General features: G+C 60.4%; 22 protein-coding genes, 3 tRNA genes and 1 other RNA gene. 5 read left to right on the forward strand and 21 right to left on the reverse strand.

Going from position 1 to position 23,098, the window contains the following annotated elements; genetic code table 11:
* The first annotated feature begins 104 nt into the window (after window positions 1–104).
* The 4 genes from JS46_RS12585 to zitB all read left to right on the forward strand — a co-directional run bounded on the left by JS46_RS12585 (window position 105) and on the right by zitB (window position 5,121).
* Window positions 105–461: a YbgS-like family protein gene (locus JS46_RS12585; protein WP_033751651.1), complete on the forward strand. Its 357-nt coding sequence runs from the start codon at window positions 105–107 to the stop codon at window positions 459–461.
* An 88-nt stretch (window positions 462–549) separates the two neighbouring features.
* Window positions 550–1,131 (forward strand): response regulator transcription factor, encoded by a 582-nt coding sequence (locus JS46_RS12590; protein WP_033751654.1) that lies wholly within the window; start codon window positions 550–552, stop codon window positions 1,129–1,131.
* Window positions 1,113–4,172 (forward strand): ATP-binding protein, encoded by a 3,060-nt coding sequence (locus JS46_RS12595; protein ID WP_033751657.1) that lies wholly within the window; start codon window positions 1,113–1,115, stop codon window positions 4,170–4,172. The genes JS46_RS12590 and JS46_RS12595 overlap by 19 nt, the downstream gene beginning before the upstream one ends.
* Window positions 4,162–5,121 carry a CDF family zinc transporter ZitB gene (gene zitB, locus JS46_RS12600; RefSeq protein ID WP_033751660.1) on the forward strand — a complete coding sequence of 320 codons (960 nt, stop codon included), beginning with the start codon at window positions 4,162–4,164 and terminating at the stop codon, window positions 5,119–5,121. The genes JS46_RS12595 and zitB overlap by 11 nt, the downstream gene beginning before the upstream one ends.
* Here the strand turns inward: zitB and pnuC are convergent.
* The 3 genes from pnuC to JS46_RS12615 all read right to left on the reverse strand — a co-directional run bounded on the left by pnuC (window position 5,115) and on the right by JS46_RS12615 (window position 7,567).
* The gene (pnuC, locus tag JS46_RS12605) at window positions 5,115–5,837 is read right to left on the reverse strand and encodes a nicotinamide riboside transporter PnuC (protein ID WP_033751661.1); all 723 of its coding nucleotides are present in this window, start codon (window positions 5,835–5,837) and stop codon (window positions 5,115–5,117) included. The two genes, zitB and pnuC, sit on opposite strands and share 7 nt — an antisense overlap.
* 10 nt (window positions 5,838–5,847) lie before the next feature.
* Entirely contained in the window at window positions 5,848–6,909 is a 1,062-nt protein-coding gene (gene nadA, locus JS46_RS12610) for a quinolinate synthase NadA (protein ID WP_033751664.1), read from the reverse strand.
* A 127-nt stretch (window positions 6,910–7,036) separates the two neighbouring features.
* Window positions 7,037–7,567, reverse strand: coding sequence for a methylated-DNA--[protein]-cysteine S-methyltransferase (locus tag JS46_RS12615; RefSeq protein WP_033751667.1), 531 nt, complete (start codon window positions 7,565–7,567; stop codon window positions 7,037–7,039).
* 157 nt (window positions 7,568–7,724) lie between these two features.
* Between JS46_RS12615 and JS46_RS12620 the strand changes: the two genes are divergently transcribed.
* Complete coding sequence (locus tag JS46_RS12620; protein ID WP_033751670.1) at window positions 7,725–9,197, forward strand: AlkA N-terminal domain-containing protein; 1,473 nt, start codon at window positions 7,725–7,727, stop codon at window positions 9,195–9,197.
* A 237-nt stretch (window positions 9,198–9,434) separates the two neighbouring features.
* On the opposite strand, the gene JS46_RS23400 is transcribed toward JS46_RS12620, so the two are convergent.
* The 18 genes from JS46_RS23400 to odhB all read right to left on the reverse strand — a co-directional run bounded on the left by JS46_RS23400 (window position 9,435) and on the right by odhB (window position 23,094).
* A non-coding RNA gene (locus tag JS46_RS23400) (RtT sRNA) lies at window positions 9,435–9,562 on the reverse strand.
* 45 nt (window positions 9,563–9,607) lie between these two features.
* Window positions 9,608–9,683, reverse strand: a tRNA-Lys gene (locus JS46_RS12625).
* A gap of 43 nt (window positions 9,684–9,726) precedes the next feature.
* Window positions 9,727–9,802: transfer RNA gene (locus tag JS46_RS12630), tRNA-Lys, on the reverse strand.
* Between the two features lie 68 nt (window positions 9,803–9,870).
* Window positions 9,871–9,946: transfer RNA gene (locus JS46_RS12635), tRNA-Lys, on the reverse strand.
* Between the two features lie 166 nt (window positions 9,947–10,112).
* A complete protein-coding gene (gene cpoB, locus JS46_RS12640; RefSeq protein ID WP_033751673.1) occupies window positions 10,113–10,916 on the reverse strand; it encodes a cell division protein CpoB in 804 nt (267 codons plus the stop codon).
* A 9-nt stretch (window positions 10,917–10,925) separates the two neighbouring features.
* The gene (gene pal, locus JS46_RS12645; RefSeq protein WP_033751676.1) at window positions 10,926–11,456 is read right to left on the reverse strand and encodes a peptidoglycan-associated lipoprotein Pal; all 531 of its coding nucleotides are present in this window, start codon (window positions 11,454–11,456) and stop codon (window positions 10,926–10,928) included.
* A gap of 63 nt (window positions 11,457–11,519) precedes the next feature.
* Window positions 11,520–12,815 (reverse strand): Tol-Pal system beta propeller repeat protein TolB, encoded by a 1,296-nt coding sequence (gene tolB, locus JS46_RS12650; RefSeq protein ID WP_033751678.1) that lies wholly within the window; start codon window positions 12,813–12,815, stop codon window positions 11,520–11,522.
* A 115-nt stretch (window positions 12,816–12,930) separates the two neighbouring features.
* Window positions 12,931–14,262 (reverse strand): cell envelope integrity protein TolA, encoded by a 1,332-nt coding sequence (gene tolA / locus JS46_RS12655; RefSeq protein ID WP_033751681.1) that lies wholly within the window; start codon window positions 14,260–14,262, stop codon window positions 12,931–12,933.
* Between the two features lie 27 nt (window positions 14,263–14,289).
* A complete protein-coding gene (gene tolR / locus JS46_RS12660; RefSeq protein ID WP_033751683.1) occupies window positions 14,290–14,718 on the reverse strand; it encodes a colicin uptake protein TolR in 429 nt (142 codons plus the stop codon).
* A 13-nt stretch (window positions 14,719–14,731) separates the two neighbouring features.
* A complete protein-coding gene (gene tolQ / locus JS46_RS12665; protein ID WP_033751685.1) occupies window positions 14,732–15,418 on the reverse strand; it encodes a Tol-Pal system protein TolQ in 687 nt (228 codons plus the stop codon).
* Entirely contained in the window at window positions 15,415–15,819 is a 405-nt protein-coding gene (gene ybgC, locus JS46_RS12670) for a tol-pal system-associated acyl-CoA thioesterase (RefSeq protein WP_033751687.1), read from the reverse strand. The genes tolQ and ybgC overlap by 4 nt, the downstream gene beginning before the upstream one ends.
* A 177-nt stretch (window positions 15,820–15,996) precedes the next feature.
* Window positions 15,997–16,290, reverse strand: coding sequence for a cyd operon protein YbgE (gene ybgE, locus JS46_RS12675; RefSeq protein ID WP_033751690.1), 294 nt, complete (start codon window positions 16,288–16,290; stop codon window positions 15,997–15,999).
* On the reverse strand, window positions 16,290–16,403 hold the full coding sequence (gene cydX / locus JS46_RS23405) for a cytochrome bd-I oxidase subunit CydX (protein WP_065426323.1): 114 nt from the start codon (window positions 16,401–16,403) through the stop codon (window positions 16,290–16,292). The genes ybgE and cydX overlap by 1 nt, the downstream gene beginning before the upstream one ends.
* Before the next feature lie 15 nt (window positions 16,404–16,418).
* Window positions 16,419–17,558 carry a cytochrome d ubiquinol oxidase subunit II gene (gene cydB / locus JS46_RS12680; RefSeq protein ID WP_033751693.1) on the reverse strand — a complete coding sequence of 380 codons (1,140 nt, stop codon included), beginning with the start codon at window positions 17,556–17,558 and terminating at the stop codon, window positions 16,419–16,421.
* Between the two features lie 11 nt (window positions 17,559–17,569).
* The gene (cydA, locus tag JS46_RS12685) at window positions 17,570–19,141 is read right to left on the reverse strand and encodes a cytochrome ubiquinol oxidase subunit I (protein ID WP_033751696.1); all 1,572 of its coding nucleotides are present in this window, start codon (window positions 19,139–19,141) and stop codon (window positions 17,570–17,572) included.
* A gap of 617 nt (window positions 19,142–19,758) precedes the next feature.
* A complete protein-coding gene (sucD, locus tag JS46_RS12690; protein ID WP_033751698.1) occupies window positions 19,759–20,634 on the reverse strand; it encodes a succinate--CoA ligase subunit alpha in 876 nt (291 codons plus the stop codon).
* Window positions 20,634–21,800 carry an ADP-forming succinate--CoA ligase subunit beta gene (gene sucC, locus JS46_RS12695; protein WP_033751700.1) on the reverse strand — a complete coding sequence of 389 codons (1,167 nt, stop codon included), beginning with the start codon at window positions 21,798–21,800 and terminating at the stop codon, window positions 20,634–20,636. Before sucC ends, sucD begins: the two co-directional genes overlap by 1 nt.
* A 73-nt stretch (window positions 21,801–21,873) precedes the next feature.
* Window positions 21,874–23,094 (reverse strand): 2-oxoglutarate dehydrogenase complex dihydrolipoyllysine-residue succinyltransferase, encoded by a 1,221-nt coding sequence (gene odhB, locus JS46_RS12700; RefSeq protein ID WP_033751703.1) that lies wholly within the window; start codon window positions 23,092–23,094, stop codon window positions 21,874–21,876.
* Window positions 23,095–23,098 lie beyond the last annotated feature (4 nt).

The raw sequence follows: 23,098 nt of genomic DNA on the forward strand, positions 1-23,098 counted from the left end.
CTTCCGGACGACCTTTGGGTGAAATTAAATTTCGCCGGAACCTCTTTACGTCAAACTGCACCATCGGGTTCAAAACAGCAGCTATCATTGATTACAGGAGCATAATGATGAATAAGTTTGCAATTATCTTTCTGACGGCAGCAATGACTTTAGGCAGCGGCGCGGCGATGGCCGACAATAACGGCACGGCTAACCAGGCGGCTGAAGCAGGCGCGGCAGCGGGCGGCGCGAAACAGAATCTGCCGCCGAATAATGTCGATAACAACGACATTAATAACACCGGCACCAATACTAATCCTGCGGCCAACGGCAGCAGCACCAGCGGCAGCAATATGTCTGCCAATGAGATGGACCAGAATAGCCAGTGTAAAGACGGCAAATGCCCCGATATCAACAGCAAGGTGCAAACCAAAGAGGGCGGCGGCAAAGTCGACCGCAAAACTGACGGCACCTCGCAGTAATATCTTCTGGAGAGCTTCGGCTCTCCATTATTTTTCTCTGCGTTAACTTCCGCTATGCTGGGGCAATGAATTCTGTCAGGAAACGTTCATGGCCTCGCTGTTGTTAATAGACGATCACCCGCTGGTCGAAGTGGCGCTGGAAGCCGCGCTCGATCGGGCCCCCTTCTCCATCCTTTTACGTTCCGCCGCCAGCGAACAGCAGGCGCGCCAGCTGCTGACGCAGCCCACCGACATTATCGTGCTGGATATCGGCCTGCCGGACGGCGACGGGCTGGAAATCCTGCGTCGCCTTAGGATCCATTTTCCGCAGATCCCCGTGCTGATCTATTCGGCGCAGCAGGGCAGCCACTATGTGCGCAGCGCGCAGGCGCTGGGCGCGGCGGGCTACGTGGTCAAAAGCCAGCGTATGGAGCAGCTGCTGAGCGCGATCCTCGCGGTGCTGGGCGGCCAGCTCGCCTTCCCGCCTGAGGTGACCGCTTCCGCCCTGCCGCTCACCAGCAAAGAGCAGCAGGTGCTGGCGCTGCTGGCGACCGGCCTCTCGAACTTGCAGATCGCCGAGCAGCTGCACATCAGCAATAAAACCGTCAGCACCCATAAAAAGAATATTCTGGAAAAAACCGGCGCGCGCTCGGTGGTGGAGCTGGCCGACCTGTGGAAAGCGCAGCAGTGAGGCGATTCCTGCTGCTGCTGTTGCTCTCTCTCTCGGCCACTTTGACCTGGGCCGAACTGCGGCCGGTCAGCAGCCTGGATCTGCCGATGATGATGCCGGTCAGCGGCGCCGACGCGATGCAGGGAAAGACGCTGCGCGTCGGCCTGCTGGAGGAGAGCAACGCGCCCTGGACGATGCGCGTCGGCGACGAGCTCTACGGCCTGGACGCCGACGCGCTGGCCGCCCTGCATCAGCTTACCGGCGCCCGGTTTACGCTCAGGCTGTTCGCCGATCGCGCGCAGCTGATGGCGGCGCTGCAGAGCGGCCAGATCGATTTTGCGCTGGGCGCGCTGCCGAACCCGCTGCCGGCGGGCGTGCTGCACAGCGAAAGCTGGTTCAGCAGCCCGCTGCGCATCTATCGCAGCCAGCGCAACGCGCGTGCCGTGATGTTCAACAGCGAGAATGCGCAGCTCGCCATCAGCCAGGTCACGCTGGCGCAGCTGCCGGCGACGGTGGCACAAAAGCATCGCTGGCGCACCTACAGCAACGACCTGCAGGCGATTTCGACGCTGCTTAATCAGCAGAACGACTATGTGGTGGCGGATGAGATCAGCGCCAGCTTCCTGCTCAGTCAGCTGCAGCAGGGCGAGATCTACCAGATCGCCTCGCAGCTGGATGTCGGTCAGCTGACGCTGCGCGCCTTCGCCCGCGACGCCGCGCTGATCGACTGGATCAACCAGAGTCTGCGTCAGCTGCCCGCCGAGCTGGCGACCAGCCTGCAGTCGCGCTGGGGCGCCCCGCTGCCGCGCTATCAGGATACGCAAACCCTGATGCTGAGCGCGGCAGAGCGCGCCTGGCTCAGCGCCCATCCGGTTATCTACTACGCCGCGGAGAGCGATAACGCCCCCTGGAGCTACCGTGACGGCAGCGGCGCGGCGCGCGGCTACAGCGTCGATCTGCTCAACGCCATCGCGCAGAGCAGTGGCGTGCGCTTCGCGCCGCGCTGGGTCGCCGGACCGCAGCAGGCGGACGAACTGCTGGCGCAGCGTCAGGTGATGCTGCGGCTCACGCTGCCGCTCAGCGGCGACGCGGCGCAAAACGCCACGCTGCCGGTCTGGCGCGCCCTCTGGGGCATCTACAGCCGGCGCGATGCCAGCTTCAGCCGCTGGCACGATCTGGCGGGCAAGCGGGTCGGCATGCTGCGCGACGACGTCGCGACGCGGCTGCTGCCGCCCGAGGTGACGCCGCAGGTGTTTGCCGATCGCGCCAGCCTGTACGACGCGCTGGCGAACGGACAGATCGACGCGCTGGCGGATAACGTGCTGTCGGCGCGCTGGCGCATTGCCGCGCGCTACGGCGATCGGCTGCGTCTCGCCTTCGCCGCCAGCGATATCGCCTGGCCTGTAGCGCTGGGCGTCGCCGCCGACCAGCCGCTGCTGCGTCCGCTGATCAACCGCGCGCTGCAGCAGATTCCCGTTGATACGCAGCGGCAGATGCGCGACGGCTGGCTGACGCCGCCGCAGCCGGGCAATGCGATGACGATGCGCGCGCTGCCGCAGCTGGTGCTGGCCGCAGCGGGCGCGGCCATCGTCGTGCTGCTGCTGCTGCTGGCGCGCCGCTACTGGCAGCAGCGGCGCGAACGTCTTCAGCGCCAGCAGGCCGAGCGCGCCAACGCGATGAAAAGCCAGTTCCTCGCCACCGTCAGCCATGAGCTGCGCACGCCGATGCAGGCGATCCTCGGTCTGCTGGAGCTGGAAAAAGCGCGCTCCGCTAACCTGTCGCTGGTCTACAGCAGCGCCCGTTCGCTGCTGACGCTGTTGAACGATCTGCAGGATCACGCACGCATCGAGAGCAACAGTTTTACCCTCGCGCCGCGTCCGCTGGCGCTGGAGGCGTGGCTGGCGCAGCAGCAGCGCTTTTATCATCCGCTGATGCGCGCCGGCGGCCCGACGCTGATCGTCGAGGCGCTGACGCCGCTGCCGGAGCGCGTGCTGATCGACGCGGATCGGCTGCAGCAGGTGATCAATAACCTGATGACCAACGCCCTGAAGTTTACCGCTCATGGCGAGATACGCCTGACGCTCGCCGCCGATGAACAGCTGATCTTCACCCTGCGCGACAGCGGCAGCGGCATTCCGCCGGAAGAGCAGCCGAAGCTGTTCGATCCCTGGTATCAGGCGCCGTCGGGCAAGAAGGTCTCGGTGCAGGGCAGCGGCCTGGGCCTGTTTATCTGCCGGGAGATCGTGCAGCGCATGGGCGGTGATATTGCGCTGCGCTCGCAGCCCGGCCACGGCACCGAGGTCACGGTGACGCTGCCGCTGGAGCGCTGCGAGGCCGCGCCGCAGGAGAACGCCGTGCTGCCGCGCTATGCCGCACTGCGCTGCGCCATCGTCGACGATCACCCGGCCAACCTGATGGTGCTGCAGCAGCAGCTGGCGCGCTTCGCCGTCGAGGCGGACTGCTTTGCCGACGGGCGCGCCCTGCTGCGCGCGGATGCCGAACGGCCCTACGATCTGCTGTTTATCGATCAGATGATGCCGCGTCCGGACGGCCAGCTGCTGCTGCGGCTGCTGCGCCGCCGCGATCGTCAGCGTCAGCGAGCGGCGATGCGGGTGCTCTGCTCCGCCGACGCGCAGCTGCTCAGCCTGCCGCTGCAGGCGAACGAGCGCGTGCTGATTAAGCCGGTGCAGCTAGGCGATCTCGCCGCGCTGCTGGCGCATTTCGATCGGGATCCGCTGGCGGCGCTGGATGACAACCTGCGCCAGCTGGCGCAGCAGAGCGAGAAGTTTCTGGCGCGGCTCAGCCGGACCCTGCGCGACACGCTAAACAACGACGTGGCGCGCATCACGGCGGCGCGCGCGGCGCGCGACTGGCCGCAGCTGGCGGAAGCGGCGCACCGCATGAAGGGAAGCTGGCTGCTTATCGGTCTGGAGCAAGGCGCCGAACTCAGCCAGCGGCTGGCGGATCGGGCTAAAGCGCAGCAGGACGCGCCGGATGAATGGGATTTGCTACTATTACTCACCAACAGGTTACTGATAAAACTGGACTCTTATGGCTCATAACCACGCTCACAGCGCGCCGGCGGGCAATCGCAAACGCCTCGCGGCCGCTTTCGCCGTTACGGCAATCTTTATGCTGGCGGAGGCGGTCGGCGGCTGGATTTCCGGCTCGCTGGCGCTGCTGGCCGATGCCGGACACATGCTTACCGACGCCGCCGCGCTGCTAATGGCGCTGCTGGCGGTGCAGTTCGCCCAGCGCAAGCCCAACGCTCGTCATACCTTCGGGCTGCTGCGTCTTACCACGCTGGCGGCCTTCGTCAACGCCATCGCCCTGCTGGTGATCACCGCGCTGATCGTCTGGGAGGCATTGCGTCGCTTTTACCAGCCGCAGCCGGTGACCGGCGGTTTGATGCTCGGCATCGCGGTCGCGGGCCTGCTGGCCAATATGCTCTCTTTCTGGCTGCTGCATCACGGCAGCGAAGAGAAGAATCTCAACGTGCGCGCCGCCGCGCTGCACGTTATGGGCGATCTGCTGGGTTCGGTGGGCGCGATTGTGGCGGCGTTGATTATCCTCTATACCGGCTGGACGCCCATCGACCCGATTCTGTCGCTGCTGGTGTCGCTGCTGGTGCTGCGCAGCGCCTGGGCGCTGCTGCGCGAGAGCCTGCACGAGCTGCTGGAGGGCGCGCCGGCGGTGATCGATACAGAGAAGCTGACGCGCGACCTGACGCTGAATATTCCGGAGGTGCGCAACGTGCACCACGTGCACGTCTGGCAGGTCGGCGAGAAGCCGGTGGTGACGCTGCATGTGCATGTGATCCCGCCGTACGACCACGATGCGCTGCTGCAGCGTATCCACCGCTATCTGCACCAGAAGTATCAGATTGGACACGCCACGGTGCAGATGGAGTATCAGCCGTGCGCCACGCCCGACTGCGAGCTGGGCTTCGACGGCGGCTCAGCGACGGCGCATCACCATCATCATCACGGTGAAGAGGCGCACCATCACTGACGCGCCAGCGCGCGCGAGCCGTGCTGCCGCGCGCTCGCTATCCACAGGCGCGAGCCGTTAAGGGCAATCAGCGTCAGGATGACATATTCCAGCGCCATGGCGTAGACGCCCTGGCGCGCGAAGATCATCACGCTGATCACGTCGATTACCACCCACAGCAGCCAGTTCTCGACATATTTGCGCGTCATCAGGATCATCGCCACGATGGAGAGCACCATCATGCTGGCGTCCCAGAACGGAAAGGCATCAGGCTGCAGCGTCGGCATCGCCACCTGCAGGCCGAGCGCGTTCATCAGCGACACGGCGATCTGCGTCAGGAAGGCGAAAACCGGATCGATAAAGCGCGTCATCAGCGCAATGGCGACGACGCAGACCGCGCCCCATCCCAGCGCCTTCGGCAGCGACAGCCAGCGGATTTTCAGCGCCGCCTGGCGATCGTCGGTCTGCCGGCTCCAGGCGTACCAGCCATAGACGTTGGCGACGAAAAAGAAGAGCTGCAGCAGCAGGCTGGCGTAGAGCTGGATCTGGAAGAAAATGGCGGCGAACAGCGTGACGTTAATCAGGCCGAACGGATAGTTGATCACTTTTTCCAGGCTGGCGAGCCAGATGCAGAGCAGACCCGCCAGCGTGCCGATGGCTTCAATCCACGAGAGATCGTAGCCGCCCGCGCCAATCGGGATATGAACCAGGATATTGCTTGTGCTGAAAAAATCCATCATCGGTTCCTCAGGCGTTCCCTTTTACCTTCAGTTTGAGATCCGCAGCGAAAGAGAGCATGCGGTTGAGCGGCAATAATGCCGCCTCGCGCAGCGCGGCATCAACCTCTATTTCATGCTGCGCGCCGCCCTGCTCCAGCCCCTCGGCGATAGCTTTCAGGCCGTTCATCGCCATCCACGGGCAGTGCGCGCAGCTGCGGCAGGTCGCCCCTTCGCCTGCAGTCGGCGCTTCCAGCAGCGTTTTTTCCGGCACCGCCTGCTGCATTTTGTAGAAGATGCCGCGATCGGTAGCCACGATCATCTGCGGATGCGGCAGCTGCTGCGCCGCCTGGATCAGCTGGCTGGTGGAGCCGACCGCGTCGGCAAGATCGACCACCGCCTGCGGCGATTCCGGATGCACCAGCACCGCCGCGTCGGGATAGAGCGCCTTCATGCGCAGCAGCGCCTGGGTTTTAAATTCGTCATGCACGATGCAGGCGCCCTGCCAGCAGAGCACGTCCGCGCCGGTTTTCTGCGTGACGTAGCGGCCGAGATGGCGATCCGGCGCCCAGATGATTTTTTCGCCCAGGCTGTCGAGATGGTCGATCAGCTCTACCGCGATGCTGGAGGTGACCACCCAGTCGGCGCGCGCTTTGACCGCCGCCGAGGTGTTGGCGTAGACCACCACGGTGCGGTCGGGATGGGCGTCGCAGAAGGCGTTGAATTCGTCGATGGGGCAGCCGAGGTCGAGCGAGCACTCTGCCTGCAGCGTCGGCATCAGCACGGTTTTCTCCGGGCTGAGGATTTTGGCGGTTTCGCCCATAAAACGCACGCCCGCCACCAGCAGCGTCGACGCCGGATGCGCGCTGCCGAAGCGCGCCATCTCCAGCGAGTCCGCCACGCAGCCGCCGGTCTCTTCCGCCAGCGCCTGGATTTCCGGGTCGGTGTAGTAGTGCGCCACGATAACCGCGTCGCGCTCTTTTAGCAGGCGTTTGATTTTACTCAGATAAAATTCTTTTTCGTCGCCGCTGAGGCGCGCAGGTTTCGCGGGAAAGGGCCAGGCCGCGCTGTCTGTATCGAATAAAGCACTCATTACACCGCTCTCGTTTTATTAAATGAACGAAAATCGCTTAAGACGGCGAAAACTGACGTTCATCCCGCCATAGTGTTTTATATGCTAAACACGATAGCGGAAACGCGCGGCGGTGTCGTGCTCTTTTTTAGACGCGCGGCGGTGAAGGCTCCTCGGTGAATAGCGGCAGCACGGCCCCCTTTTGCGGCATTTCCAGATCCAGCAGGAAGGCTTTGACCTCCAGACCGCCAGCGAAACCGGTCAGCTTGCCGTTGGCGCCGATGACGCGATGGCAAGGCGCGACGATAGAGATCGGATTTCTGCCGTTCGCCGCGCCGACCGCGCGCACCGCCTGCGGATGGCCGATCTGGCGGGCGATTTCGCTGTAGCTGCGCGTTTCGCCGAAGGGGATCGCCACCAGCGCGTTCCACACTTTTTTCTGAAACTCAGTGCCGACGAAGTCGAGCGGCAGCGTGAAGCAGCGGCGCTCGCCGGCAAAGTACTCTCGCAGCTGGCGCTCCGCCTCGATCAGGATTTGATGCGACTCGTCGCGCGTTTGCGGCAGAAAGCGCGCGCCGTGCGGGTCGTCGTTTTTCCAGAGTATGCCTGCAAGTCCGCGATCGCTCGCCACCAGTTTCAGTTCGCCCACCGGCGTGGAGACAAGTTTGTAGTGATACATGATGCTGTTCTCCCTGTTTGAGACATCCGCTATTGTCGCATTTTAGCCACTGCGCGCTGGCCGTTTTCGGCCATCAGACTAAACTGCTTTGCTGTCCGAAAACAGCGAGTCTGCATCAGAAAGCGGGTATAGGCTCTGTTTATTTGCAGGAGTCACTATGTTCGATCCTGAGATTGCTTATCAGGCGCTCACCTCGCGCGATACCCGTTTCGACGGGGTGTTTTTCGTCGGCGTCACCTCGACCGGCATTTACTGTCGCCCAATCTGCCCGGTTAAAGCGCCGCAGCAGAAGAACTGTCTGTTTTTCGCCAGCGCCGAAGCGGCGGAGAAGGCCCATTTCCGCCCCTGTTTGCGCTGTCGCCCCGAGCTTGCGCCGGGCAACGCGCCGGTCGATCAGCCTCACCGCGTGGCGGACAGGCTGATTCAGCGCATCGAGGAGGGCATGCTGGAGGAGAGCGAAGGTCTGGAGGCGATCGCCGCCGAGTTTGGCGTCAGCCTGCGCCAGCTGCGCCGCATCGTGCAGCAGGAGCTGGGCGTGTCGCCGCTGGAGCTGAAGCAGACGCGGCGCATGCTGCTGGCGAAGCAGCTGCTGACGGAGACGCAGCTGCCGGTGACGGATGTCGCCTATGCCAGCGGCTTTAGCAGCCTGCGCCGCTTTAACGATGTGTTTCAGGCGCGCTACCGCATGACGCCGAGCGCGCTGCGCAAAGGCGTCAGCGCCTCGACGCGCGCGCAGCCGGGCGACAGCACCACCCTGCTGATGGTCTATCGTCCGCCGTACGACTGGGAGGCGATGCTGGCTTTTTTGCAGACCCACCTGATGAAAGAGGTCGAGGCGGTGCAGGATGGCGCGTACCGGCGCACCGTGGCGCTGGGACGCTGTCGCGGCTGGGTTAGCGTGTCGCATCTGCCGCAGAAGTGCGCGCTGCAGCTGACCTTTTCCACCTCGCTGACGCCGGTGCTGCCGCTGCTGCTGCGCCGCCTGCGCGATCTTTTCGACCTTAACGCGCAGCCGCAGCTTATCGCTGACCGGCTGGCGCAGGATGCGCTGCTGGCGCCGAGCCTGGCGCGCAATCCCGGTTTGCGCGTGCCGGGCGCATTTGACGCCTTTGAGCTTGGCGTGCGCGCCATTATCGGGCAGCAGGTGACGGTGAAGGCCGCGACCACCGTGAGCAGCCGTTTTGCCGCTGCCTTTGGCGAGCCCTGCGTGACCCCTTTTTCCGATCTGACGCGCTACGCTGCGCTGCCGGAGCGCGTCGCCAGCCTGACGGTGGACGACGTTGCGCCGCTCGGCATCGTGAGCGCGCGCTCACGCGCCATTATCGCCTTTGCGCAGGCGTGTGCCGGCGGCTCGCTGCGCTTTAACGCCACGCAGTCGCCGGAGACGGTGATGAAGCAGCTGGTGGCGCTGCCGGGCATTGGCCCCTGGACGGCGCACTATATTGCGATGCGCGCCCTGCGCTGGCCGGACGCGTTCCCCAAGGAAGATATCGCCATTCGTAATAATCTGGGCGGCCTGAAGCCCGCCGAGGCGGAGGCGCGTTCGCAGCAGTGGCGTCCGTGGCGCAGCTACGCGGTGATGCATATCTGGGAGAATCTCACCGTAGCAAAGGCGAAGAAAGAATCTTAACGAGGCGCGGGATAGCCATAGCTGCAGGTATAGTGCGCGGCGCAGAGGTAGCGAGCGCGATCGCAAAGGAATCCCACATCCCTGTGGGTCGGCCTCGCCATCCTGGCTCGGACGCTTTGCTCTTCGCGCTCGCCACCCCTGCGCCAGTCTGGCTGCGGTTTAGCTTTACGAAACGGCTGATTATAGCCGCATAGCGCAGAAACGAAAAAAGCGCCCATTGGGCGCTTCTTTCTGAATTGGTGGGTCGTGCAGGATTTGCCTCGGCCCGTCCGGAGCCTCGCCCTCCGGGTGATGCGCTCCTGAATCGCTCCCGGCGATTCAGTCGAACCTGCGCAGGTTCTCATCCTGCACGTCAGACATCTCAGCCTGCCTGAACAAAAAAAGCGCCCATTGGGCGCTTTTTTCTGAATTGGTGGGTCGTGCAGGATTCGAACCTGCGACCAATTGATTAAAAGTCAACTGCTCTACCAACTGAGCTAACGACCCGCTTGGGGCTTACAACCCGCAAACCTGAAGCCTGCGTAAAAGATGGTGGGTCGTGCAGGATTCGAACCTGCGACCAATTGATTAAAAGTCAACTGCTCTACCAACTGAGCTAACGACCCATCTTTAGGTTGTGAAGCGATGCTGAAGTTTCGCAGCAACAGAGCAGAAAACCTGTTTGCTGAGAAGATGGTGGGTCGTGCAGGATTCGAACCTGCGACCAATTGATTAAAAGTCAACTGCTCTACCAACTGAGCTAACGACCCATCTTCAGGCTTGCCAGACACATTTGCAATCTGTCCCGGCAACGGCGGCATATATTACTGATTTACCGAGGTAGCGCAACCCTTATTTTCCACCAGCGGCGTCAACTGCTTACCTTTCATGCTGCCAGACCAGAAATCAGGCAAAATCCGGTGCTGGCTGCACAAATTACAGCCCGTCGAGACGTTTTTGCGCCTGCTTGGCTGAATCGGTATTGGGGTAAAGTTTTATCACCTGCTGGAAAACGGCCTTGGCTTTCGCCGTATCCTTTTTCTCCTGCATGATAACGCCAACCTTTAGCAACGCTTCAGAAGCCTTCGGCGACTTCGGGTAATTTTTAACCACGGTGGCATAATAATAGGCCGCGTCGTCTTTTTTACCCTTGTTGTAGTTCAACTGCCCCAGCCAGTAATTGGCGTTCGGCTGGTAGGTTGAGTCAGGATAGCGCTTGACCCACGCCTGCAGCGCGGTAATCGCCTGGTCATACTGTTTTTTTTCCAGAATCAGCGCCACCGCGGCGTTATAGTCGCTGTTGGCGTCGCCGCTCTGCACCGGCGCGCCTGATGAGGCTGCCGCCGCGCCGTCTGCGCTGGCCGCTGCGCCCGTATCGGCGCTCGCCGCCGGCGCATCAGCGCCGCTTTGTGCCGCACTGTTCGCGCCGCTGCTGCTCAGGCTGTCGATCTGCTGATAGAGCTGCTTCTGCCGCTCGATGACCTGATTAAGCTGGTAGCTGTTTTGCTGGATTTGCCCGCGCAGCGAATCGATATCGCTTTGGTTGTCGCTCATCTGCTGCTGCAGTTGCTGCAGAAGCTGAGCCTGGGCGTTGGAAATGCGTTCAAGAGTGGTGACGCGGTCTTCGACCGAGCCAGAGCCGACGTTACTGATTGATGCCTGGGCATTAGCGGCCCAGGGGGCCGCTACGCCAACCAGTAACGACAGACCCAACAGGTGAAGTCTGAAGTTACTAATCATGTGATTCTCTTAGTAGACCAGAACGGCACGACGGTTTTTAGAGTAAGCCGCTTCGTCATGACCCAGAACAGCCGGTTTCTCTTTACCGTAAGAAACGATAGACATCTGGTCAGCCGATACGCCTTTGCCCTGCAGGTACATCTTCACGGCGTTAGCACGACGCTCGCCCAGTGCGATGTTGTATTCCGGCGTGCCGCGCTCATCCGCGTGTCCTTCGATGGTCACTTTGTATGACGGGTTGCTGCGCAGGAAGGCTGCGTGCTGGTCCAGCATCTGAGCGTAGTCAGACTGCACGTCATATTTGTCCAGACCGAAGTAGACGATGTTGTTCTGCTGCAGCTGCTGCATCTGCAGACGCGCCTGCTCGTCAGAAGACATGTTGCCGTTGCCGCTGCCGTTCATGCCAGCACCGTTGCCGTAAGCGCCGTCAGCGCCCATGCCAGTCTGGTCATTGTTGTTGTTTTTGTGTGAGCTACAAGCGGCTACAGCCAGAACCGGCAGAGCCAGCATCAACCCTTTCAGCACTTTGTTCAGTTGCATTTTGTTATCCTGTTATATTGTTTATCATACATTTAACCCCCTGCTGCGCAGGGGACCTATGCATTACAGATACGGCGACCAGGCAGGTGATTTTACCTGTCCATCAGTTGCCGGAAGACGCGCTTTGAAACGCCCATCTGTTGATACCAACTGCAACACGGAACCCATCCCCTGAGTAGAGCTATAGATTACCATCGTGCCGTTTGGAGCCAGACTTGGCGATTCATCCAGGAACGTGCTCGTTAACGTTTGAACGGCTCCCGTTACCAGATCCTGTTTGGCGACGTGCTGAGCGCCACCGGCGCTGCTAATCATCACCATGGTTTTACCATCGGCAGAGACGTCCGCATCCTGGTTTTGCGAACCTTCCCAGGTAATACGCTGTGGCGCACCGCCGTTGATACCAATTTTATAAATTTGCGGCGCTCCAGCCTGATCCGAGGTGTAAGCCAGCGTCTGGCTATCCGGGAACCAGCTCGGTTCAGTGCTGTTGTAGCGACCGTCGGTGATTTGACGCGTCTGGCCGGAAGCCAGATCCATCACGTAGAGGTTCAGGCTGCCCGTTTTCGACAGGGCGAAAGCGAGTTTAGTCCCATCCGGCGAGAAGGCCGGCGCGCCGTTGTGACGCGGGAAAGAGGCAACCTGGCGAATCGCGCCGTTTGACAGCGTCTGTACCACCAGCGCCGATTTACCGCTTTCAAAGGTCACGTAGGCCACTTTGCTGCCGTCTGGCGACCAGGCCGGAGACATCAGCGGCTGCGGCGAGCGATGCACGACAAACTGGTTAAAGCCGTCGTAGTCTGACACGCGCAGTTCATACGGGAACTGGCCGCCGTTGGTCTGCACCACGTAGGCGATACGAGTGCGGAACGCGCCTTTAACGCCCGTCAGCTTCTCGAACACCTCGTCACTGGCGGTGTGCGCAGCATAGCGCAGCCACTGTTTGGTGACTTTGTAAGAGTTCTGCGCCAGAACGGTGCCCGGCGCGCCGCCGGTGTCCACCAGCTGATACGCAACCTGATAGCTGCCATCTGGATTAGAGGTGACCTGACCGACAACCACCGCATCGATACCCAGCGCGCTCCAGGCGGCAGGCTGTACTTCCTGCGCGCTGGTCGGCTGCTGCGGCAGACGTGAACGATCGATTGGATTGAATTTACCGCTGTTGCGTAAGTCAGCAGAGACGATGCCGCCCACATCTTCAGGCGCGGCGCCTGAGCCAGCCCATTTGAACGGGACGACACCGATTGGGCGCGCGGTGTTTACGCCCTGCGTAATTTCAATGCGTACTTCTGCGTGGAGCATCGCAGCCCACAGCAGAACAAAAAAACCTAAGGTTACACGAAGTGCCTGCTTCATCTTTTCTCCCTTACCTGAACCTGAGTTCATGATAATTCGCACAGTTCCTGAAAAACACGAGTATTCATCTAATACGGCTAGCTAACCTTAGTCCAACCTGCCGCGGGTTACTGCATTATTCCGGTTTGAAACGCATTGGCGCGTTTTTAAACACTTCATACACTGCTTGCGATGGCGGCTTAGGAATGCGAGCCTGCTTCGCGGCAGCGATAGCCGCCTGGCATAATGCCGGGTCGCCACCTTCAGATTTGACGTCAATCAGCAAACCGTCAGGCGCCAGCTTGATACGCAGGTTACACTCTTTCCCCTTATAAGTATCAGCATCGTAGAAGCGGCTCTGAATCGCGCCCACAACCTGTCCCAGATAAGAGTTAATCTCTGCGCCCGATGCGCCGGCTTTTTTCTGGTTGCCCTGCCCTGCCGCGCCGCCGCCGCCGGCCGCGCCACTTTTCGGTGCATTCTTACCAGAGGTCAGGCCGCCAAGCAGATCGTCGACGTCACTGCTGTTTTTCGCCGCTTCCGCCGCCGCTTTTTTCTTCGCGTCGGCGGCGGCCTTGGCTTTCGCCGCGGCGTCCGCTTTGGCTTTGGCGGCCGCATCGGCTTTCGCTTTCGCTTCGGCCGCCGCTTTCTCTTTCGCGGCTTCCGCTTTTTCTTTGGCTTCCTGCGCGGCTTTTTCTTTGGCCGCTTCGGCTTTCTCTTTCGCTTCCTGAGCCGCCTTCTCTTTAGCCGCTTCGGCTTTCTCTTTCGCTTCCTCGGCCGCTTTGGCTTTCGCCTCCTGCGCCGCTTTAGCTTTCGCCTCCGCCGCCGCTTTCGCCTTCGCATCGGCTGCCGCTTTCGCGTCGGCTACCGCTTTCTCTTTGGCGGCGGACGCGGCGGCGGCTTTCGCCTGCTCTTCCGCCTTTTTCTTCGCGTCGGCGGCGGCCTGCTTAGCCTGTTCTTCCGCCTTTTGCGCCGCCTCGGCAGCCGCTTTGGCCTGCGCCTGCGCTTCCGCTCTGGCATCGGCTTTCGCCTGCGCCGCAGCCGCCTCGGCCGCTTTCTGCTGCTCCTGCGCCGCTTTAGCCGCCGCTTCCGCCTGTTTCTGCTGTTCAGCCTGCGCTTTTGCCGCTTCCTGCGCCTGCAGACGCTCTTTTTCCAGGGCCTTCAGACGCTGCTGTTCCGCGGCCTGCTTCTGCTGCAGCTCTTCAGCCTGCTGCTGCGCCTGCTTCTCACGCTGCTGCTCGGCGCGCTGGCTGTCGCTTTTCTGGTTCTGTTGACGGTTGTACTGCTCTACCACGGCGCCAGGATCGACCATCACCGCGTCGATATCGCTGCCGCCGCCTCCGCCGCTCGCCTCAATATTCTCGTTGAAGGAGCTCCAGATCAGCAGGGCGATCAGTACCACGTGCAGAGCCACCGATATAATTATCGCGCGCTTTAACTTCTCGTTTTGCTCGGTTGCCTTCGACACACTCGGTTCCCAAAAAACGGTTCGACTTTAAATCGGCTGCGTCATCAAACCGACAGATTTAACGCCTGCCTGATGCAGCAGGTTGAGCGCTTTAATAATTTCGTCATAGGGCACATCCTTTGCGCCGCCGATTAAAAAGACGGTTTTCGGATTCGCCTCGATGCGACGCTGCGCTTCGCTCACCACCTGTTCCGGCGGCAACTGCTCCATACGATCGTGATCCACCACCAGGCTGTACTGACCGACGCCTGAGACCTCAACGATCACCGGCGGATTATCGTCGCTGGAGACCGTTTTCGAATCGGTGGCGTCCGGCAGGTCCACTTCTACGCTCTGGGTAATAATCGGCGCTGTCGCCATAAAGATCAGCAGCAGCACCAGCAGGACGTCGAGCAGCGGAACGATATTAATTTCCGATTTCAGGTCGCGGCGGCCGCGACCACGTACTCTGGCCATGGGTTACCTCCGCTTACTTCGCGCTGTCGCTGGAGAAGGCCTGACGGTGCAGGATGGCCGTGAACTCTTCCATAAAGTTGTCGTAGCCCTGCTCCAGCTTGTTGACGCGCTGGTTCAGTCGGTTGTAGGCCATGACCGCCGGAATCGCGGCGAACAGGCCGATCGCGGTGGCGATCAGCGCTTCGGCGATGCCCGGCGCAACCATCTGCAGCGTCGCCTGCTTGACCGCGCCCAGCGCGATAAAGGCGTGCATGATGCCCCATACGGTGCCGAACAGGCCGATGTAGGGGCTGATAGAGCCGACGGTGCCGAGGAAAGGAATATGGTTTTCCAGCGTTTCCAGCTCGCGGTTCATCGAGATGCGCATCGCGCGGCTGGCGCCTTCCACCACCGCTTCTGGCGCATGGCTGTTGGCGCGGTGCAGACGAGCGAACTCTTTAAAGCCGGCGTAGAAGATCTGCTCTGAACCGCTCAGCTCTTCACGGCGTCCCTGGCTCTCCTGATAGAGACGCGACAGCTCGATGCCAGACCAGAATTTATCTTCAAAGGCTTCCGCCTCGCGTCCCGCCGCGTTCAGAATTCGGGTGCGCTGAATAATGATGGCCCATGAGGCAATAGAAAAGCCGATCAAAATCAACATGATAAGTTTGACCAGAAGGCTCGCCTTCAGGAACAAATCAAGAACGTTCATGTCAGTCACTGCTTGAACTCCGCGACAATAGACTTGGGAAGCGCAATCGGCTTCATAAGATGTGGGTTAATGCAGGCAATCAGGACTTCTGCTTCATTCAGGACTCTGCCTTCTGCATTCACGATACGCTGGGAAAATGTCATGGTTGCGCGCGTCATAGCGGTGACTTCGCTCTGGATCTCCAGAAGGTCGTCAAGACGCGCCGCCGCAACATAGTCCACCGTCATGCGCCGCACCACAAAAGAAACCTGCTGTTCCAGCAGCGTTTGCTGATTGAAATGGCGCTGACGCAGCATTTCGGTACGTGCTCGTTCATAAAAAGCGATATAGCTGGCATGGTAAACCACGCCACCAGCATCGGTGTCTTCGTAATAGACCCGAACCGGCCAGCGAAACAGCGTTGTACTCACTCTACATCCCGGTCTCGTTTTTAAACGTTGCTACTATACGCAAGAGATTTGGGGTTGGGAATGGGATGCCAGAGCCAGGAGAAAATAATTATCGGAAGGTAACAATCAGAAGGATTTTCAGTAGATTTCTTGACCTGCCGCTGACAATACCTCACCACCAGCGGCGGGCATTGCGCGTCAGCGCCAGAACCAGTAGAGCGCGAACAGCAGAACGATCAGGGCCACCGCCGGCGAGAAGAGCGCCTGCCAGCGCGTGCGGCGCGGATGGAAGCCTACGCCGTGGATCACGCCGGCGCAGACCGCCCAGATAACCAGAATGCCCTGCCAGACCGAGAGCGTGCTGGTGTGCGCGGCGTAGCGTGAGGGATCCCAGAACAAACAGCCCGCGACAATCAGCGCCAGGATGAGCGAAAGGGCCCGTAAAGGCCCTTTGTTCATCAGACGGTATGACGTCCGAATCAGTTTGCGCATCAGGCGCGCTCGTCCTGCGCGGCGCTATCTTCAACGTGCTCAAGCGCCAGCGCGGTGATGATGCCGAAAGCGCAGGCCAGCAGGGTGCCGAGAATCCAGGCAAAATACCACATGCGTCGTCTCCTTAATCAGTAGAGAGAGTGCGTATTACGCTCAATATGTTCTTTCGTGATCCGCCCGAACATCTTGTAGTAGCACCAGCTGGTGTAGGCCAGGATAATCGGAACGAAAATAATGGCGGCGAAGGTCATCACCGTCAGCGTGCGCTGGCTCGAGGTGGCATCCCACATCGTCAGGCTCATGCCGGGTTCGATGCTCGACGGCATGATAAAGGGAAACAGCGCGATACCGGCGGTCATAATGACGCACGCCAGCGTCAGCGATGAGCTGACGAACGCCCAGCCGCCCTTCTCGCAGCGCGAGAACAGCACCGTCAGCAGCGGCAGCACCACGCCGAGCAGCGGAAAGAGCCACAGCGCCGGCATATGGTTAAAGTTCGCCAGCCAGGCGCCCGCCTCGCGCACCACGGTTTTACCCAGCGGGTTCGACGCGGCGTGGTGATCGATGGCGCTGGTAATAACGTAGCCGTCGAGGCCATATTTTACCCAGACGCCCGCCAGCACGAAGCAGACCATCATCACCAGCGCCGCCGCCTGCGCCACCGCGCGCGAACGCAGATGCAGCTCGCCTGCGGTGCGCATCTGCAAATAGGTCGCGCCCTGCGTCAGGATCATCGCGACGCTGATCACGCCCGCTAGCAGCCCGAACGGATTGAGCAGCTGGAAGAAGTTACCGGTGTAGTCGAGGCGCAAAAATTCATCCGCGCGGAACGGCACGCCCTGCAGCAGATTGCCGAACGCGACGCCAATCACCAGCGGCGGCACGAAGCTGCCGATAAAGACGCCCCAGTCCCACATGCCCCGCCAGCGCATATCTTCAATTTTAGAACGATAATCGAAACCTACCGGACGAAAAAAGAGCGACGCCAGCACCAGAATCATCGCCACATAGAAGCCGGAGAAGGCGGCGGCATACACCATCGGCCAGGCGGCGAACAGCGCCCCGCCCGCGGTGATCAGCCAGACCTGGTTGCCGTCCCAGTGCGGCGCGATGCTGTTGATCATAATGCGGCGTTCGGTGTCGTTGCGGCCCATCAGCCGCGTCAGCATGCCGACGCCCATATCAAAGCCGTCCGCTACGGCGAAGCCTACCAGCAGAATGCCAATCAGCAGCCACCAGACAAAGCGCAAAACTTCATAATCAAACATGGTTGCTCTCCTTAACCGCGTACCGGCTCAGCCGCCGCTGCGACCTGCTCATGGTGATAGCGTCCGGTTTTCAGGCTGCTCGGCCCGAGGCGCGCGAATTTAAACATCAGATACATCTCCGCCACGAGGAACAGCGTATAAAGACCGCAGATCAGCAGCATGGAGAAGAGCAGATCGCCTACGGTAAGAGACGAGTTGGCCACCGAGGTCGGCAGCACTTCGCCGATCGCCCACGGCTGACGACCATATTCGGCGACGAACCAGCCCGCTTCGACCGCAATCCACGGCAGCGGTATGCCGTAGAGCGCCGCCTTCAGCAGCCAGCGATGCTTGCCGACGCGGTTGCGGATCACGCTCCAGAACGAGAAGGTGATAATGCCCAGCAGCAGCACGCCCGCCAGCACCATAATGCGGAAGGCGAAATAGAGCGGCGCCACGCGCGGAATAGAGTCTTTCACCGCCTGCCTGATTTGCGCTTCGGTGGCATCTGCCACGTTCGGCGTATAGCGTTTCAGCAGCAGGCCGTAGCCCAGATCCTGTTTGCTCTGGTCGAAGGCTTCGCGCACAGCCGGATCTTCGCTGCCGCTGCGCAGCTGATTCAGCAGCGCGTAGGCTTTCATGCCGTTGCGGATGCGTACCTCATGCTGCGCCATCAGATCTTTCAGGCCGGTGACCGGCGTATCGACAGATCGCGTGGCAATCAGGCCAAGCAGGCCGGGGATCTGCACCGCCGCGGCGTTTTCTTGCTTCTCCTGATCCGGCAGGCCGAACAGCGTGAAGGCCGCCGGCGCGGGCTGGGTATCCCATTCGGCTTCAATAGCGGCGAGCTTGGTTTTCTGCACGTCGCCCATTTCGTAGCCCGATTCGTCGCCCAGCACGATAACCGACAGCACCGCTGCCATGCCGAAGCTGGCGGCGATGGCGAACGAACGTTTCGCAAAGGCGACGTCGCGTCCCTTAAGCAGATACCAGGCGCTGATGCCGAGAATAAACATGGCGCCGGTGGTGTAGCCCGCCGCGACGGTATGCACGAATTTCACCTGCGCCACCGGATTGAGCACCAGTTCGGAGAAGCTCAGCATCTCCATTCGCATGGTTTCGTAGTTGAACGCGGAGGCGATAGGATTCTGCATCCAGCCGTTCGCCACCAGGATCCAGAGCGCCGACAGGTTAGAACCCAGCGCCACCAGCCAGGTGACCGCCAGATGCTGCGTTTTGCTCAGGCGATCCCAGCCGAAGAAAAAGAGCCCGACGAAGGTGGATTCCAGGAAGAACGCCATCAGCCCTTCGATGGCGAGCGGCGCACCGAAGATGTCGCCAACGTAGTGAGAGTAATAAGACCAGTTGGTGCCGAACTGAAACTCCATGGTCAGACCGGTGGCCACGCCCAGCGCAAAGTTAATGCCGAATAACTTGCCCCAGAATTTGGTCATATCTTTATAGATCTGTTTGCCGCTCAGGACGTAAACCGTTTCCATGATCGCCAGCAAAAACGCCATACCGAGCGTAAGCGGGACGAACAGGAAATGGTACATCGCCGTTAAGGCAAACTGTAAACGCGACAGCTCGACGATATCTAGCATAATGACTCCTTGCTCCTCGCATGACCTTACTCTGCGAATAACAACGGCGAACAACGGGCATAGACGCAGAGAATAAGATTCAGGAACGACTGATTATTAATTCCAGCTTTTTGTTACCGACGGATAAGACGCATCCGCGGCCCGACGTGAGCGAGTAACAGTGGTGAAACTTCCCCGAAAAGCATCATTCAGTCGATTTCAGGCAGGCGAGCGAGAAAAGCCGGCGGCATTGATTTAGCGCGACCTGGCGCAATCTGCTGGATGTTATTGGAAACGACTGAATTGATGCAGCGCAATTAAAACCGGTTGGCTTACGCTTTGCCAGCGGTAAAGTTTGTTAAATATCGATAATTATTGATCTGGATTAACGCTTTTAATTTCCAGATGTGTAGCCTTGAGAAGATTGTTAATTAGTTGTCACTGAGAAATAGCGTAATTTAGAAAAGCATTACCTTTAATTTTAATTTTTAACTTACCGCCTTAAAAAGAACTTATTGCTTCTCGCCCGTTACACCTCTCGCTGCCCGCGTCCGGAGAAGAATTTTCAGCGCCCTGCTCTCTCTACAGGCAAAAAAAAGCCACCCCGAAGGGTGGCCTGATAGCTGATGCGTCCGCGCTTATTTAGCCGGCAGCACCGCTTTCACCGCATCGCCGATATCCGCGAGACTGCGCACGGTTTTCACGCCTGCCGCTTCCAGCGCCGCGAACTTCTCGTCCGCCGTGCCTTTGCCGCCTGCGATGATGGCGCCCGCATGGCCCATACGCTTGCCTTTCGGCGCGGTAACGCCCGCGATATAGCCAACAACCGGTTTGGTGACGTGCTCTTTAATGAACGCCGCCGCCTCTTCTTCCGCGCTGCCGCCGATTTCGCCGATCATGACGATCGCTTCGGTCTGCGGGTCATCCTGGAACATTTTCAGGATGTCAATGAAGTTGGAGCCCGGGATCGGGTCGCCGCCGATGCCGACGCAGGTCGACTGGCCGTAGCCGATGTCCGTGGTCTGCTTCACCGCTTCATAGGTCAGGGTACCGGAGCGCGATACGATGCCGACGCGGCCCGGCTGATGGATGTGACCCGGCATGATGCCGATTTTGCATTCGCCTGGGGTGATCACGCCCGGGCAGTTCGGGCCGATCATGCGCACGCCCGCTTCGTCCAGCTTCACTTTAATCGTCAGCATATCCAGCGTCGGGATGCCTTCGGTGATGGTGATGATCAGCTTGATGCCTGCATCAATCGCTTCCAGAATGCCGTCTTTACAGAACGGCGCCGGAACGTAGATCACGGTCGCCGTCGCGCCGGTGGCTTCTACCGCTTCGCGCACGGTGTTAAACACCGGCAGACCGAGATGGGTGGTGCCGCCTTTGCCCGGCGTCACGCCGCCAACCAGCTGCGTGCCGTAAGCCAGCGCCTGCTCAGAGTGGAACGTACCCTGACCGCCAGTAAAACCCTGGCAAATCACTTTAGTGTTTTTGTCGATCAGAATAGACATTATTTCCCCTCCGCAGCCGCAACGACGCGCTGTGCCGCATCTGTCAGGCTGGTTGCTGCAATGATATTCAGTCCGCTGTCCGCCAGTTTCTGTGCGCCCAGCTCAGCGTTGTTTCCTTCCAGACGCACCACGACCGGCACGTTGACGCCGACTTCCGCCACCGCGCCGATGATGCCGTCGGCAATCAGGTCGCAGCGCACGATGCCGCCGAAAATGTTAACGAATACCGCTTTTACCGCGTCGTCGGAAAGGATGATTTTAAAGGCTTCGGTAACGCGCTCTTTGGTCGCGCCGCCGCCCACGTCGAGGAAGTTAGCCGGCTGGCCGCCGTGGTGCTTAACGATGTCCATGGTGCCCATCGCCAGACCTGCGCCGTTGACCATACAGCCGATATTGCCTTCCAGCGCCACGTAGTTCAGTTCCCACTGCGTAGCGTGCGCTTCGCGCGGGTCTTCCTGGCTCGGGTCGCGCATTTCGCGCAGCTCCGGCTGACGGAACAGCGCATTGCCGTCCACGCCCAGCTTGCCGTCGAGGCAGACCAGATCGCCCTGCTTAGTGATCACCAGCGGGTTGATCTCAACCAGCGCCAGGTCGCGCTCCAGGAACAGCGTCGCCAGGCCCATAAAGATTTTTGTGAACTGGCTGACCTGCTTGCCGGTCAGGCCGAGTTTGAACGCCAGCTCGCGGCCCTGATAAGGCTGCGGACCGGTCAGCGGATCGAGCGCCATTTTGTGGATCAGGTGCGGGGTCTCTTCCGCCACTTTCTCGATCTCAACGCCGCCTTCGGTCGAGGCCATAAAGACCACGCGACGGGTCGCACGGTCAACCACCGCGCCCAGATAGAGTTCCTGATCGATGTCGGTCGCCGCTTCAACCAGGATCTGGTTTACTGGCTGGCCGTCGGCGTCAGTTTGATAGGTCACCAGGCGTTTGCCCAGCCAGTGTTCAGCGAAAGCGCGAATCTCTTCCTTGCTGTTAACCACTTTCACGCCGCCCGCTTTACCGCGTCCGCCGGCATGAACCTGACATTTCACTACCCACGGGCCAGCACCAATTTTAGAGGCCGCTTCTTCTGCTTCACGTGGCGTAGTGCAGGCGTAGCCGGTGGGTGCCGGCATACCATACCGTGCAAACAGCTGTTTCGCCTGGTATTCGTGTAAGTTCATGATGTTCTATCCATTCAGGTCTGAAAAGAGTAATAAGGTTGGGCGCGCGTTTCGTCGGCGCGCCCGGCAAAAATCAGACGTCCAGCAGCAGACGTGCCGGATCTTCCAGCAGCTCTTTCACCGCCACCAGATAGCTGACCGATTCACGGCCATCGATCAAGCGGTGATCGTAGGAGAGCGCCAGATACATCATCGGCAGCACCACGACCTGACCATTGACCGCCATCGGGCGATCTTTGATGGCGTGCATGCCCAGGATGGCGCTCTGCGGCGGGTTGATGATCGGCGTCGACATCAGCGAGCCGAAAACGCCGCCGTTGGTGATGGTGAAGTTGCCGCCGGTCAGCTCGTCGACCGTCAGCTTGCCGTCACGGCCTTTCACCGCCAGCTCTTTGATTTTCTTCTCGATGTCCGCCATGCTCAGCGCGTCGACATCTTTCAGCACCGGCGTCACCAGGCCGCGCGGCGTGGAGACTGCGATGCTGACGTCGAAGTAGTTGTGGTACACCACATCTTCGCCGTCGATAGAAGCGTTCACTTCCGGGAAACGCTTCAGCGCTTCCACTACGGCCTTGAGGTAGAAGGACATAAAGCCCAGACGCACGCCGTGACGCTTCTCGAAGGAGTCGCCGTACTGCTTGCGCAGATCCATAATCGGCTTCATGTTCACTTCGTTGAAGGTGGTCAGCATGGCGGTGCTGTTTTTCGCTTCCAGCAGACGCTCGGCCACGCGCTTGCGCAGACGGGTCATCGGCACGCGTTTTTCACTGCGGTTGGCGACGGCTGGCTGCGGCGCAGCTTCAGCGGCGGCCGGCGCGGCTTTGGCCGCGGCAGGTTTGTTCGCCAGATGCTTTTCCACATCTTCGCGCGTGATTCGACCGCCGACGCCGCCGCCTTTAATCTGCGTCGCGTCGAGATCGTGTTCGGCGATCAGGCGACGAATGGCCGGGCTCAGCGCATCGTTGCTCTCTTCTTCCAGCGACGCGGTCTGGCGCTGCGCCGGCGTGGATTCGTTAGCTTCGGCTTTAGCGTTGGTTTCTTTACCAGCGCTGTTGCCCTCTTTCAGGCGACCCAGAATCTGACGCGACGTGACGGTCGCGCCTTCTTCTTCCAGCACGGCTTCAAGCACGCCGTCAGCCTGGGCCGGCACTTCCAGTACCACTTTGTCTGTTTCGATCTCTACCAGCACTTCGTCGCGGCTTACCGCATCGCCTGGTTTTTTGTGCCAGGTTGCCACGGTGGCATCGGCAACGGATTCAGGCAGGTCGGGAACGAGAATATCTACGCTACTCATTATC

This window comes from Pantoea sp. NGS-ED-1003 (assembly GCF_000738765.1).
GTDB lineage: Bacteria > Pseudomonadota > Gammaproteobacteria > Enterobacterales > Enterobacteriaceae > Pantoea > Pantoea septica.